The organism is Kordiimonas sp. (assembly GCF_048264555.1).
Classification (GTDB): domain Bacteria; phylum Pseudomonadota; class Alphaproteobacteria; order Sphingomonadales; family Kordiimonadaceae; genus Kordiimonas.
On record NZ_JBLXCX010000006.1, the window covers coordinates 107,660 to 121,087 of the forward strand.

The 13,428-nt window shown below is 51.4% G+C and carries 14 protein-coding genes; 9 read left to right on the forward strand and 5 right to left on the reverse strand.

The genetic code is table 11. From position 1 onward, the window contains the following. Positions 1 to 6: 6 nt before the first annotated feature. Positions 7 to 753: a methyltransferase family protein gene (locus tag ACN0XZ_RS15530; protein ID WP_417458707.1), complete on the reverse strand. Its 747-nt coding sequence runs from the start codon at positions 751 to 753 to the stop codon at positions 7 to 9. Between the two features lie 258 nt (positions 754 to 1,011). Between ACN0XZ_RS15530 and groES the strand changes: the two genes are divergently transcribed. Both groES and groL read left to right on the forward strand, forming a co-directional pair. After that, positions 1,012 to 1,299, forward strand: coding sequence for a co-chaperone GroES (groES, locus tag ACN0XZ_RS15535; RefSeq protein ID WP_417458708.1), 288 nt, complete (start codon positions 1,012 to 1,014; stop codon positions 1,297 to 1,299). Between the two features lie 67 nt (positions 1,300 to 1,366). Continuing rightward, positions 1,367 to 3,013, forward strand: a complete 1,647-nt coding sequence (gene groL / locus ACN0XZ_RS15540; protein ID WP_417458709.1) for a chaperonin GroEL — start codon at positions 1,367 to 1,369, stop codon at positions 3,011 to 3,013. An 83-nt stretch (positions 3,014 to 3,096) separates the two neighbouring features. Here groL and ACN0XZ_RS15545 read toward each other — a convergent pair whose 3' ends face one another. Together ACN0XZ_RS15545 and ACN0XZ_RS15550 are read right to left on the reverse strand one after the other, a co-directional pair. Further along, the gene (locus ACN0XZ_RS15545) at positions 3,097 to 3,255 is read right to left on the reverse strand and encodes a YqaE/Pmp3 family membrane protein (protein ID WP_417458710.1); all 159 of its coding nucleotides are present in this window, start codon (positions 3,253 to 3,255) and stop codon (positions 3,097 to 3,099) included. A 61-nt stretch (positions 3,256 to 3,316) separates the two neighbouring features. After that, a complete protein-coding gene (locus ACN0XZ_RS15550) occupies positions 3,317 to 3,673 on the reverse strand; it encodes a PRC-barrel domain-containing protein (protein WP_417458711.1) in 357 nt (118 codons plus the stop codon). Between the two features lie 440 nt (positions 3,674 to 4,113). Here ACN0XZ_RS15550 and ACN0XZ_RS15555 point away from each other — a divergent pair, with 440 nt between their 5' ends. From ACN0XZ_RS15555 to ACN0XZ_RS15585, 7 genes are all read left to right on the forward strand, one after another. Beyond that, positions 4,114 to 6,165, forward strand: a complete 2,052-nt coding sequence (locus ACN0XZ_RS15555) for a methyl-accepting chemotaxis protein (protein WP_417458712.1) — start codon at positions 4,114 to 4,116, stop codon at positions 6,163 to 6,165. A gap of 355 nt (positions 6,166 to 6,520) precedes the next feature. Further along, complete coding sequence (locus tag ACN0XZ_RS15560) at positions 6,521 to 7,819, forward strand: OprO/OprP family phosphate-selective porin (RefSeq protein WP_417458713.1); 1,299 nt, start codon at positions 6,521 to 6,523, stop codon at positions 7,817 to 7,819. Between the two features lie 305 nt (positions 7,820 to 8,124). After that, a complete protein-coding gene (locus ACN0XZ_RS15565; protein ID WP_417458714.1) occupies positions 8,125 to 8,700 on the forward strand; it encodes a GNAT family N-acetyltransferase in 576 nt (191 codons plus the stop codon). A gap of 65 nt (positions 8,701 to 8,765) precedes the next feature. Then, positions 8,766 to 9,353: a DUF1285 domain-containing protein gene (locus ACN0XZ_RS15570; RefSeq protein ID WP_417458715.1), complete on the forward strand. Its 588-nt coding sequence runs from the start codon at positions 8,766 to 8,768 to the stop codon at positions 9,351 to 9,353. Further along, positions 9,350 to 9,994 (forward strand): CoA pyrophosphatase, encoded by a 645-nt coding sequence (locus ACN0XZ_RS15575; RefSeq protein WP_417458716.1) that lies wholly within the window; start codon positions 9,350 to 9,352, stop codon positions 9,992 to 9,994. Before ACN0XZ_RS15570 ends, ACN0XZ_RS15575 begins: the two co-directional genes overlap by 4 nt. Continuing rightward, the gene (locus ACN0XZ_RS15580) at positions 9,991 to 10,320 is read left to right on the forward strand and encodes a hypothetical protein (protein WP_417458717.1); all 330 of its coding nucleotides are present in this window, start codon (positions 9,991 to 9,993) and stop codon (positions 10,318 to 10,320) included. The genes ACN0XZ_RS15575 and ACN0XZ_RS15580 overlap by 4 nt, the downstream gene beginning before the upstream one ends. A gap of 55 nt (positions 10,321 to 10,375) precedes the next feature. Then, positions 10,376 to 11,476: a CCA tRNA nucleotidyltransferase gene (locus ACN0XZ_RS15585; RefSeq protein ID WP_417458718.1), complete on the forward strand. Its 1,101-nt coding sequence runs from the start codon at positions 10,376 to 10,378 to the stop codon at positions 11,474 to 11,476. A 52-nt stretch (positions 11,477 to 11,528) separates the two neighbouring features. Here ACN0XZ_RS15585 and ACN0XZ_RS15590 read toward each other — a convergent pair whose 3' ends face one another. Then, on the reverse strand, positions 11,529 to 12,104 hold the full coding sequence (locus tag ACN0XZ_RS15590) for a YSC84-related protein (RefSeq protein ID WP_417458719.1): 576 nt from the start codon (positions 12,102 to 12,104) through the stop codon (positions 11,529 to 11,531). Positions 12,105 to 12,196: 92 nt separating this feature from the next. Next, entirely contained in the window at positions 12,197 to 13,324 is a 1,128-nt protein-coding gene (locus tag ACN0XZ_RS15595; protein ID WP_417458720.1) for a glycosyltransferase, read from the reverse strand. Positions 13,325 to 13,428: the final 104 nt, after the last annotated feature.

Genomic DNA, 13,428 nt, shown 5'->3' on the forward strand with positions numbered 1-13,428 from the left:
GTCGTATCATGGCTTGCGTGTGAACCAAGGCAGTAAGCCGGGGACGCGGGTTTTGTATTCCCTGTAGGTGTCACCGAACTCCTTGATTAGGTCTCGTTCCTCGAACATGAGACCGACGAGTATGTAGGTGGCGATACCTGCTGCTAATAGGGCGCGCCCCTCGGTCATGTCAGGTGTGGCGGGCAAAGCGATCAAAATGCCGGTTTGAATTGGGTGCCGCACAAACCGGTAGAACATTGGGGTTCGGAATTCCTTGTCTTGGGCGTTGGATGATTTTTGCAGTGATTGCTGAAGCCCCATCAGGTGGAAGTGATTGATCATATAAGTGGCAGCAAGGCTGAACACCCAACCAAAATAATAGACTGAATTGATGGCGCTGCGGGCCATTTCATTGTCCACGCGCCATATATGCTCGGGCATCGGTTGCCAGTATTCGACCATGATCAGAATAACCACTGCGGTCATTAACACATAGGTGCTGCGCTCGAGCGCAGGCGGGAGAACACGGGTCAAAATTGCTTTGAAACCACGACGCGCCATGCCTGAATGTTGGATACCAAAAAGCGCAATGAGGGCGATGTTTATCAAAACGGGAGCCGAGTATGGTGCGGTGTTTGGTGCGTCGATTCCAAGGCTCGCATATGCGGGCAACAGATCCCCAATGTGGCCGTTCGCGAATAAAATAAACAAAACCAGACTGGCTACACCCGCCAGATAGCAGGTCAGGCCGTATATCATTCCCAGGTAGCGCATGGCATTCCCCCTTATTCCCCACATGGACATTTTGCCTGAAAAAGGCAGGTTTGCCAATTTTCTAAAGCCAGGTCGCAACGGTGACGAAATTCCGCGAGGTGAGTATGCTGGGCACAAACTTGAAACCATCACAAAAAATTCTCATTCCCCCCTTGAACCTGTCACGCGAGAGGCATAAATAGAGGCACGGTGTTAGCACTCATGGGAAGTGAGTGCTAACAGTTTAAATTTCCGGTTTATCATATTAGGAGACAAACCATGGCTTTTCGTCCGCTTCATGACCGCGTATTGGTCAAGCGTCTAGAGAGCGAAGCTAAAACTGCTGGTGGCATCATTCTGCCAGATACGGTTAAAGAAAAACCATCAGAAGGCGAAGTGATTGCTGTTGGTACAGGCATCAAAGCTGACGACGGTAAAGTAACTGCGCTTGACGTTAAGGTTGGCGACAAGGTTCTGTTCGGCAAATGGTCCGGCACCGAAGTGAAGATCGACGGTCAAGACCTGCTGATCATGCAAGAAAAAGACATCATGGGCATCATCGAGTAATCACGCGATTGCTCTGAGCCCGATTGTCTTGATCTCAATTAACACCTAATTCCAGGAGCCCCATGAAATGGCTGCTAAAGAAGTAAAATTTAACGAACAGGCCCGTGCCAAAATCCTTAAGGGTGTGGACACGCTGGCTAACGCTGTAAAAACCACGCTTGGCCCAAAAGGCCGTAACGTTGTTCTCGAGAAATCCTTCGGTGCTCCACGCATCACCAAAGATGGTGTGTCTGTGGCGAAAGAGATTGAACTGAAAGATCGTTTCGAGAATATGGGCGCACAGATGGTGAAGGAAGTTGCTTCCCGCACCAACGACGTGGCTGGCGACGGTACAACAACAGCAACTGTTCTTGCGCAAGCAATTGTTCGCGAAGGCATGAAGTCTGTTGCGGCTGGCATGAACCCAATGGACCTGAAGCGCGGTATTGATATTGCAACCAGTAAAGTTGTTGAAAGCCTCAAGTCACGCACCAAAGACATCACCACCAACGGTGAAATCGCGCAAGTTGGCACCATCTCAGCAAACGGCGAAGAAGCTGTTGGCAAGATGATCGCTGAAGCGATGGAAAAAGTTGGCAAAGAGGGCGTGATCACTGTTGAGGAAGCTAAGGGCCTCGAGAGCGAGCTGGATGTTGTTGAAGGTATGCAGTTTGACCGCGGTTACCTGTCGCCTTACTTCATCACCAACGCTGAGAAGATGACTGTTGAGCTTGATAACCCGCTCATCCTTCTGCATGAGAAAAAGCTTTCCAATCTTCAGCCAATGCTTCCACTTCTTGAAGCTGTTGTGCAGTCCGGCAAGCCGCTTCTGATCATTGCGGAAGACATCGAAGGTGAGGCTCTGGCTACTCTCGTTGTGAACAAGCTGCGTGGCGGCCTCAAGATTGCTGCGGTTAAAGCGCCTGGCTTTGGCGACCGCCGTAAAGCAATGCTTGAAGATATCGCTATCCTCACTGGCGGTGAAGTGATCTCCGAAGACCTGGGCATCAAGCTTGAGAACGTCGGCATCGACATGCTCGGTACTGCGAAGCGCGTTGCGATCACGAAAGAAGACACCACCATTGTTGACGGTGTTGGCTCTGAAGACGATATCAAAGCTCGTTGCGAGCAGATCAAAGCGCAGATCGAAGTTACCACGTCTGACTACGACAAAGAAAAATTGCAAGAGCGTCTTGCCAAGCTTTCTGGCGGCGTAGCGGTAATCAAAGTTGGTGGTGCTACGGAAGTTGAAGTGAAAGAACGCAAAGACCGCGTTGATGATGCACTGCATGCGACCCGTGCTGCGGTTGAAGAAGGCATCGTTGCTGGTGGTGGTTCTGCACTTCTTTATGCAACAAAAGCGCTCGACGGTGTTGAAGGCGCGAATGACGACCAGACCAAAGGTATCGACATTATCCGTCGTGCCCTGCAGTCACCTGTTCGTCAGATCGCTGAAAACGCGGGTGTTGACGGTGCGGTTGTTGCTGGCAAGCTGCTTGAGCAAAACGATACGGACTTCGGCTTTGACGCCCAAAACGAGGAATACACAAACCTCGTTAAGAAAGGCATCATTGACCCAACTAAGGTGGTTCGTACCGCTCTTCAGGACGCAGCGTCCATCGCTGGCCTGATGATCACAACCGAAGCGATGGTTGCTGAAATTCCGGAAGACAAACCAGCAATGCCTGCTGGTGGCATGCCTGACATGGGTGGCATGGGTGGCATGGGCTTCTAAGCCACACCATCTTCCTAAGATGCGAAACCTCCCGGATCAGCCTCCGGGAGGTTTTTCTTTGTCAGGCTACATTTGTGAGCTTGTCAGCGTTTCGCAATCACATAAACCGCGTGGATAATTCCGGGGAAATATCCAAGGATTGTCAGAAGAATATTGAGCCAAAACTGCGCTCCGATGCCGACTTGCAGAAACACACCAAGTGGCGGCAGCAGTATAGCGATGATGATGCGAACGATATCCATGTGGGGTTCCTTTCGATCACTTGGAATATGGTGTGATATTGGACCTTATTCGTATGCGTGGCTAGGTTGTTGATCGTTCCATTCCAAGTAGGTAGTGCACCGCCCGCTGGCTAAGCGGATCGCTGAGGCTGGAATAATCCCCGTCTATGATTTGAGGCAGCCGTTCCAGTTCGCTTTCAGATAGATCGAGCCGGAAACGCAGGCCGTCTGAGCAGGGCACCAGTGCTGAAAAAGGTATCGCGTGATGATGAGCGCCCAAGGTGGACCCTAAAACGCCACCTGTGCGCACGATAACATGCGTAACCTGTCCTGCGCCTGGGTCAATAATCAGGTCTTCAATTGCCCCCAATGCTTCCCCACATGTACCCACAACAGACCTACCGGTTAGTGCTGAAACTGAAATCGCATGACTATTCATTTTAACCTCCAACCCTCATTTGCCTAAGAGCGAGTTTGTGAGGTTTTGCATCTGAAAGCAGTTCGAGATTTCGACAATTATATAAAAGCAGCGTAAATATTGTAGAGGCGGGGGGCAAAAGTGGCTGATCACAGCTAAATGTTTATCAAGTACTCCCTGTAAGGGAATATTAACTGTTTAGACACGATTGTTACATTTTTATGAAATTTTTCACGCCGCTGTAGTGTTACCTAAAAATTAACCCTTGCCGACTAGATACTCGACTGATCGCTATTCGAGAGGCGTATTGGGATAACAAAGCGTGGGTGGGGCTCCCGTGCTTTATTGAGGTAGTGCTTCTTTCATTGAAGGGTGCCATCCTTCGAGCTATCCCCAAAAAATATTAGCGACCGTAACAAATTTATGCTGTGGGGGCATCTTGATGGATGGAAGGAACTTCTATGCTCAGTTGGCTTCAGAATCGCTCAATTTCTGTGCGGGTGTTTATGCTGGCCGGAGTTGCAGTGCTCGGATTATTTGCGATCCTGTTTTCTTATCTCAGTTTCTCAAGTGTTATTGATAGTGCGCAAGACGAGGCGGACCGCTATAGCTCGATCAGCTTGCTCGAGAAGGAGTTAGAGCGTCAGTCTCTTGAAATCAGGCGTAATGAAAAAGACTTTCTTCTGCGGGAAGATCTCTCCTATGCGGACCGATACAGCGCGTCTATGGATGCTGCGTTAGCTACGCTGGCGGAGCTCAAGAAAATGAGTTCCAATAAGCGGTTGGTGACCGCGGCCGATACGCTAAGCAGTATCTTGTCCGAGCACCGTGATCAGTTCAAAACTGTAGTATCAGGTGCCCAAAGCATTGGTTTGGATGAAAATCAGGGGCTGCAGGGTGAACTGCGGGCTGCGGTTCATGCCATTGAGGAACTGCTGAAAGAGCACAAGGATGATAAACTTGAGATCCTGATGTTGATGATGCGTCGACATGAGAAAGATTTCATTATGCGCGTGGACCCGAAATATGTGGACAGGGTTGATGCGCGGGACGCGGAATTTAAAGAACGGTTAGCCAGCACGAGCTTTAGCGCGGACACCAAGCAAGCAATACAGGAGAAGCTTGCGTCCTATGTATCCACCTTTGGTGCCTATGCACAAGCAAGGGAGCGCAACGCGCGGGAACTCAAGCTTTTGAGCGATATTTACGCCCGTACAGATGTACCATTCGATACGATCGCTAAAATCGCAAGCGAAGAACAAAATCGTTTTAGCCAGAACGCAGCCGACGCGCGTTCGAGTGCCTTTACGAGCCTTGTGGTTATCTCGCTTGTTATCATCACCTTGGCGATCGGCATCGCTTGGGCGGTTATCCAGACCACTGTGGGGCCAGTGAAGGCTTTGGAGACCGCCTTGAGCGGCATTGCGGGCGGCGACTTTGAAACCAGTGTGCCAGGCACTGCCAACAAAGACGAGTTGGGCAGCATGGCACGGACAGCAGAGCAATTGCGTGACAGTGCTGCAGAACGTGTGCGTCTCGAGGCAGATGCAAGGATGCACGCTGAGCAGCAGGCGGAAAGAGACCGGGAGGAAGCCGATCGTCGTGCAGAGGAAGAGCGTGCGAAAGTCGATGCTGAACGCGCGGAGGCGCGGGAGCGTCAAGAGCGTGCCGAACGCATGAATGCCCTCGTGGGTACCTTTGATAGCACGATCGGTGATGCGGTCGAGAATTTGGATACAGCTTCCGTACGGATGCGCGACACCGCCGGCGAGATGGTGGATGTGGCGGACACAACCGGCAGGCAGGTGATGTCAGTGACTGAGGCCTCAACCCAGATGCAGGACAACGTTTCAGCCATGGCGGCAGCGATTGAGGAGTTTGCAGCATCCATCGCGGAAGTGAACCAACAGATGCAAAACGCGAACGCTATCTCGCGTGAGGCTGTTGCCGCCTCAGATGAAGGTGGTAAAGCGATTGGGAAGCTGTCCGATAGCTCTCGCCAGATTGAAGACGTTGTGAAGCTTATCAATGATATTGCTGAACAAACCAACCTTCTTGCGCTCAACGCAACTATTGAAGCCGCAAGGGCAGGGGAAGCAGGCAAAGGCTTCGCTGTTGTAGCAAGTGAGGTCAAGAGCCTAGCCAACCAGACGGCAAGGGCGACAGAGCAGATCACCTCCCAAATCGGTGACATGCAGGAGGTTACACAGGTTGCTGTCGGTGTGATCCGCACGATTGGTGAAGCAAACGAGCGTTTGAATCACGTGATGGTCAATGTTTCCTCTGCCGTTGAGGAGCAGCAAGCGACGACCAACGAGATCAGCAGAAGTGTGCAGTTCACCTCTGAGGGAACCCAGCGTGTGACGGCTGAAATCCATGAAGTCGCTGCAGGCGCAGAGAAAACAGGCTCGGCATCTGCCGATGTGATGTCTGCCGCTGAACAGCTTGAGCTTCTGGCTGCGAGCATCAAACGCGAGGTGGACAAATTCCTCACAGATGTACGAACCGTTTGATAAAGGCCAACCTCAAGGGAGGCCGTTTCCTAGGTGTTTCTGTTTTGTGATCTTTTTGTGATTCGGGTGTCACAAATCGGACGTGGGACGATAAAGCAAGGTCTGGTGACGCCTGATTTCGCTCAGGTGACATATTAAGTTTTCTTTAAAAACAATATGATATGAGAAATGTCGCGGTTTCGTAACAAATGTCATAAATCTTAAACATAAATAGACATCAATGCGCGTCGACACACAACGCGAATATCTTATGGAAGACCGGAAAAGGTCATCCGCTATAGGATAAATTGCGGTCTTACCGAGCGGAGAGGCAGTTGGGTGCCGACCGCTGCCAAAGAAGGAATAGGACAAGAAGATGATGAACCGGAAAAGACTGTCCGTGTTGCTTGGCGCAACAGCTATCACAGCAGTCCTGGCTCAGCCAGCTGGCGCACAATCCATTGACGAACTGAAGCAACAACTGGCGTCACTTGCGAAGCGCATTGAGGAGCTTGAGGCTAAACAAGCTGCCGCTGATAAAGCCGAGGTAAAGCGCCCGAAAATCTCGAAAGATGAGCCAGCATTCGGATTGGCGACCGATGACGGGCTTTTTGAGGTGAACCTTCGCGGCCGCATCATGGCGGATGCTGGCTGGGTAACCGATGGCGACGATAGCATGAATGTGAAGGCGACCGAAATGCGCGCTGCGCGCATCGGCGTCGAAGGTAAAGCTTGGAAAGACGTTAAATATGTCATCGAAGCTGAGTTTGCCGGAAACGAGGTTAGCCTCGCGGATGCGATCATCGAATATAAGACATCAACGGGCACGTGGAAGTTTGGCCACTACAAGCCACCTGTATCGCTCGAAGAGATGACATCAAGCCGCCACACCACCTTTATGGAACGTGCGTCCTTTACCGATGCGTTTGGCCTCGGTCGCAACGTCGGTATCGGCTACAAAAATGGCGGTGATACCTGGACGTTCAACCTTGGGGCTTTCCGCGGCAAGAACGATGGCGGTCTTGAGGACGAAGGTTACCTGTTTGCCGGTCGGGCGACTTATGGTCAGGAGTTTGAAGGCGGCAAATGGTTGCTTGGTGCATCTGCGCGTGTACAGGACGCAGGTGACGGGGCTTACCGCTACCGCCAGCGCACACACTCTCACCTCGCTGGGCGTCTTGTGGATACTGGCACGATCACGGGTAAGGACGCGCTCTTTGTGCTCGAGGGCGCTATGCAGTATGGCCCGTTCCATGTGGCGTCTGAATGGGCGAACCTGACAGCTAAGGACGCTGCAGCAGATGGCGGCAACGCCACACTGTGGGGCGGCTATATTGAAGCTGGTTGGTTCATCACGGGTGAGTCCAAAACGCTAAATCTTGGCAAGGGCGCATGGGATCGGCCTAAAGTGAACAACCCGGTTCACAAAGGCGGCATGGGTGCATGGCAGGTCGCAGCACGTTTTGACCGGCTTGACCTGACGGGTGACGGTGTGTACGGCGGCGAACAGGATACATACCTCCTGGGCGTGAACTGGTACCTGAACCGTCACACGCGTTTCACGGCAAACTATGCCCACATGACAATTGATAAAGCATTCAATGTTGCTGCTAATGGCGGCGACGGAGAGAACGACGCTGATGCCTTGACGCTTCGGTTCCAGATCGACTGGTAACCAAGGCTTAGGTGCAAGCGATAAAGGCGACGGCTCTCCCCGGGCTGTCGCCTCTTTTTTTATCAGGCTTACCCAAGTATTAATTCGCAACCATGGGTGATGAATGCCGAAAGAAAATGTCACTTGAACTAAGCTATAAGTAATTATAAATACGCAACTTCTTGAACACAAAACTGTCATGGAAGCCATGGTAAAGACCTCTCATATCAACCGGCATAGCCGAATGCGACGACACGTAAGATCCTGATCTTAAACGTGTTGTAATGCTCTTGGTGCTTTTTGCACCGCTGATATGGGAAAAGCCGATGATCAATTTTGATCAAGAACGGCCCTTTGACGGAGTGCAGATTGAAGCACTTCTCGATGCGGCTTTTGGACCTGACCGGTTCAACAAATCCTCTTATAGCCTTAGGGAAACTGTCGCACCACTTGCGTCGCTCTCGCATGTTGCGCGCGCAGAAGGTCGTATCGTCGGTACAGTGCGGTTTTGGCCGGTGCTGATCAAAGACCTCTTGCGGGGTTCCTGTGAGAAGGCATTGCTTCTGGGGCCACTGGCTGTTGCACCATCCATGCAGAAATATGGGATTGGTAGCCAGTTGATGAACCGCTCTCTGGCGGCGGCATCGCTTGCTGGCCATAGACGTATCCTGCTGGTCGGTGACATCGACTATTACTGCCGGTTCGGATTCAAGAATGTATTGCCAAACTATATCACCATGCCGGGCGGCAAGGATGCTCGTCGGCTTCTGGTGCGGCAAAACACGTCATTGCCCTCTCTTCCAGCTGTAGGGAAGATTATCTCTGCGGATTCGGTATCTGTTATGCCTGTGGGGTCAATAGCTGCGGAATACGAGCGCGGCCTGCCGGTCGCAGCAGCATAATATTATCGTGGGTCTGTGTATTGTATGACCTGCTCCTTTCTATACAATAGGGGCAGGAGATAGCTATGGCACCGGATCGCACGAGCGCAAAAATCAAGCTTGAGGACATCATCAAACAGGTGGAAGGCCAGCGCTTCCCACCCGTTGAGAAGTGGAATCCTGAGTTTTGCGGTGACATTGATATGCGTATCGCCCGAGATGGGACATGGTTCTATATGGGAACGCCGATTGGCCGCGAACGCATGGTTAAACTGTTTTCCACAGTCCTCCGAAAGGACGATGATGGTAAAACCTATCTGGTTACGCCCGTCGAGAAGATCGGTATTACGGTTGAGGATGCCCATTTCATTGCGACCAGCATGGAGGTTATCGAGGAAGGTGGACAACAGCTCCTCAAGTTTACGACAAACGTGGGTGATGAGGTGATCGCGGGCGAAAAACACCCCATCAGAGTTGAGGTTGACGATGAAAGCAAGGAACCACGACCTTATATCCTTGTACGTGGCAGGTTAGAGGCTCTTATATCCCGCAACGTTTTCTATGAGCTTGTAGATCGCGCCGAGACGAGGAAAGAGGGCGGAAGAACCTATCTTGCGATCAAAAGCGGAGATACGACTTTCTCTTTAGGTCAACTTGATGATGGTGATGTGTGAAGAACTGGCTTGCAGATGCTCTGAAAGACGATAACCCGGCGGCCAGAGGCCGACGTTCTGACTATGACCTCAACCGCGATGCAAAGCTACTTCTGCAAAAGGATAAGCCAATCCGGGATGCGGCGGTGTTGGTTCCCATCGTTGACCATGCGGAGCCCACCATTCTCTTGACCAAGCGTACCGAACATCTGAGCAAACATGCGGGCCAGGTCAGTTTTCCTGGTGGAAAAATAGATGATACCGATGCTGACGCCGTTGCCGCTGCTCTCAGGGAGGCAGAAGAGGAAATAGGCCTAACCTCAAATCACATAGAGGTCTGCGGTTTTCTCGATACCTATCGTACGGGGACGGGGTTTGAGATTGTACCTGTAGTGGCATTGGTGCAGCCCGGTTTCGAATTAATACTTCAGGAATCTGAAGTTGAAGCTGCGTTTGAGGTCCCGCTCGACTTTATTCTCAATAGGGATAACCACAGGCGGCAGAGTGCTGTTTGGCAAGGGGCCAGGCGAGAGTATTATGCGATGCCGTATGGAGACTTCTTCATTTGGGGCGCGACGGCGGCTATGCTTGTAAACCTATGTGAGGTAATGGAAGCCTCACTACATAAAGCGCCAGCAATGTGGGGGAACGTTTCGGTATGACCATCATTATACTCAGGATTGCCTTGCTGCTGATGCCACTCGTGGCTGTTATTTTTTGGCTGCGATGGCGGCTGAAAAAAGATCAAACCGAAGAGGAGCGCCAGCAAGACATCTCTCGCCTTCAGAAAACACTGGGGGTATTGGTGTTGGTGGCGTTAGTGGCGGGTGTATCCCTCCGGCTTCTGGATGACCGCACAGGCGATGCCCGAACCCGCTATATTCCGCCCCACAGTGAAGACGGTAAAGTCGTGCCTGGCCGTTTTGTGTCGGATGACGACGAAGAGCCAGAAGAGGGCAAAGAGGGTGGCGAAGAAGATCCACGCTGATTGGCTCGCTCGGCCACTTGTAAAGCAAGTTTTGGAGGTGTTGGGCCCTGACAATATGCGATTTGTCGGGGGTGCTGTCCGTGACACGTTTTTGGGGCGACCGATCAAAGATATTGACGCGGCTTGCCGGCATCATCCGCAAGTAACCATGAAGCTGCTTGAACGATCAGGTATCAAGGTTGTGCCGACGGGCATCGCCCATGGAACGGTGACAGCGGTGTTGGATGACGAGACAATAGAGATAACAACGCTTAGAAGTGACGTAGAAACCGATGGTCGCCATGCCAAGGTCGCCTTTACAGAAGATTGGCAGCAGGACGCTTCCCGGCGAGATTTCACCTTCAATGCACTCTATCTTTCGTCATGCGGGGAAATCTTTGACCCGTTCGGCGGTATCGCGGACCTGGAGGCGGGGCGCGTGAGATTTATCGGCGTTGCCGAAGAACGTATTTTGGAAGATGCGCTCCGGATCATGCGGTTTTTCCGGTTTCATGCGTGGTACGGAGCAGGGGCGCTCGATGACGAAGGGCTTGCCGCTTGCCAGAAGCATATTGCACTACTCGAAAGCTTGTCTGGCGAAAGAATTAGAGACGAGCTTATAAAGATATTTGCAGCATCTGACCCGCTAGCCAGCCTTTGTGCCTTCGTTGATATTGGAGGGGTGGATGTTCTGAAACTTGGGCCGGTTAACACGGCACGCTTGAAAACCTACATTGCTCGCGAACAACGACGACAACTCGCACCGGACCCCATCCTACGTCTTGCGTGTTGGCTTTCAGTGAAGCGAGGAGACGTGAAAGCGCTGGCAAGCCATCTTCGATTCTCAAACAAAGAGAGGAGCCGATTGCATGCGGCCCTTGAAGGGTTATCAGTCGCTCCTCTTCAAAGCCCATCTCAACTCCGCGCGCTCTACTATCGGTTTGGGCGCGACGCGGCTCATATTGCTGTCATGGCCGGTGATGAAGAACCAAGTGACCTGTATTTTGACGTTCTCGATAACTGGCAAGTACCAACCTTGCCGGTCAAAGGTGGAGATCTCGTTGCTCTCGGAAAGCCTGAGGGGCCAGAGATTTCGAGGTGTTTGAGGAAGTTAGACATGCTCTGGGTCGAAAGTGATTTTTCGCTTTCGAGGGACGACCTGCTAGCACAAATATAAAAGGCGGACATGTGCCCGCCTTCAGTCAAAAAAGGTTAGGTGAAGTTGAAGGTTACCTCGATTTCTCCAGCCTGTTCAGCTTCTTGTCTTGCCAGTATTTTGTGCCGTGTAATGAAGCCTGAAGCATCAATCCACCATCCGTGAACTGATAGACGCTCACCTTTTTGCGCACAGAGGCAGCTTCGCCGATCTCGCCGCCTTTGTCGCCGGAGCGGGCTGCTGCGTCGGCTTCGCCGGTAAAGTCCCATCCGTGTTCAATGAAATCATTCAGAGAATCACGGCTATGAAAAATAAATACAGCGCGGAAGTCTTTGATACCGAGACCAATGCCAACACTGGCCGTCGCCATTTTCATATAAGTATCGCTACCCGACTTCACGTCGCGAACCACACCACGACCACCACCAGCTCCAAGAAGGAAGATTTGTACCCCAACGTTGGAGAACACGGCATATCCCTCGGCTTCATCGATCTCTGCACGGGCCTGAGGGCGCTGGTCAAATAGCTCGGCCAACACTTCTTCGCGCATCACCTGGATCTTCTCGCGCTTCTCAGCCGGGCTATCCGCGCGAGCGGGCAGGGCGAGCATCATCGCAATTATAATACCGCCTAGTAATTTGTTGGTCATGTATCTACCTCGTTTGTTTCGGCGTAATTTATCACATATTTGACAAGGCTTATGACTATTTTGTGGCGGTATTAAACCGAGACCATGAGAGGTTAAGAGTGCTTTAAAATCTTGGTGAGAGCAGTTTCAAAAACCTCAGCGCTGCAAGCACGACGGATTTCGGCATATGCGTCTTGCTGAACTGTGTGCCATTTTTTGGGATCTGAATATAAGGAGATGCATTGACGAGCGAATTCCACCGGTTGATCAGGCGCGGTAACGAAGGGCTGGACATCGTTCGGGTGTGGCATTTGTGAGGCGAGTAGGTCCGTAATAACACAGGGAATTCCACCATTCATGGCGTGGCGTACCTTATACGGCACACCCGCAGCCACTCTCGTGGGCGCAACAAACACTCTATACTTGTCATAGTAGGGCTGAAGCTCATCCACCGGCCCGAGTATTTTGGCCTCGCGCTTCACCACTTCGGGGAAAACCACGTCTTTTCCGATGAACCCCGCAAGATGGAATTCAGCGGAGGGTAGAGCCTCCTTTACGATGGGCCACACTCGTTTCGAAAACCAATTGATCGAATCGATATTTGGATTCCGGTTAGTATGAACAGCACCGCAGAAAAAGAAATGTTCACGTTCAGCATATGACGATGTATCGAGCACGGGCCGGAAAATAGATTCAAGCTGATTGACGCTAACCTCAGGTAAGACTTCCTGAGCAAGATTCGCTTCGAACTCAGATACGCAGACGATGGCGTCAAAACCCTGTGATAGGGTTAATTCCTCTTTTGCCGCTGCAACGCATGATGCGCGGTTTTCTGCGAGTTGAATATTTTGTCGGAATGATAGAGGGCGAAGGCTTGCAATAGCTTCAGTATCTGAAATGAGACGTCGTTTTGATGGAGCCCGGCGTTTCCATTCAAGAAGTACATCTTTAAAAGCTTTAACATTTCGAGGGCGGGACACCCAAATGTGAGAGAGGTGAGGACCGAGGTTTCCAATCAATTGTGGTAGGTCGATGTTTTTAATGTACCTGATACGTGAGTGCCCACGTCCTGCTTCAAATACCTCTTTATCTGTTGCACGCCCGGCTTGAAGGTAGAGAGTGACATTGAAGCCACGATCTATGAGCGCATGGTATATATCGGCGGCACGGCAGCAACCCGCCCCATATTTGGGGTAAGGTGCTAGGTCATCGATAATAATTATTTCTTTACGCGGTGCCATGGTGAGGTCCCTTTGAGTCCTGGGAGGCAGTGGGTTACGAACACTATTATTGTTTCAGGTAAGTTTAAAGGCTTTTTAAAGGTCTAAGGTATTGATTCGTATAG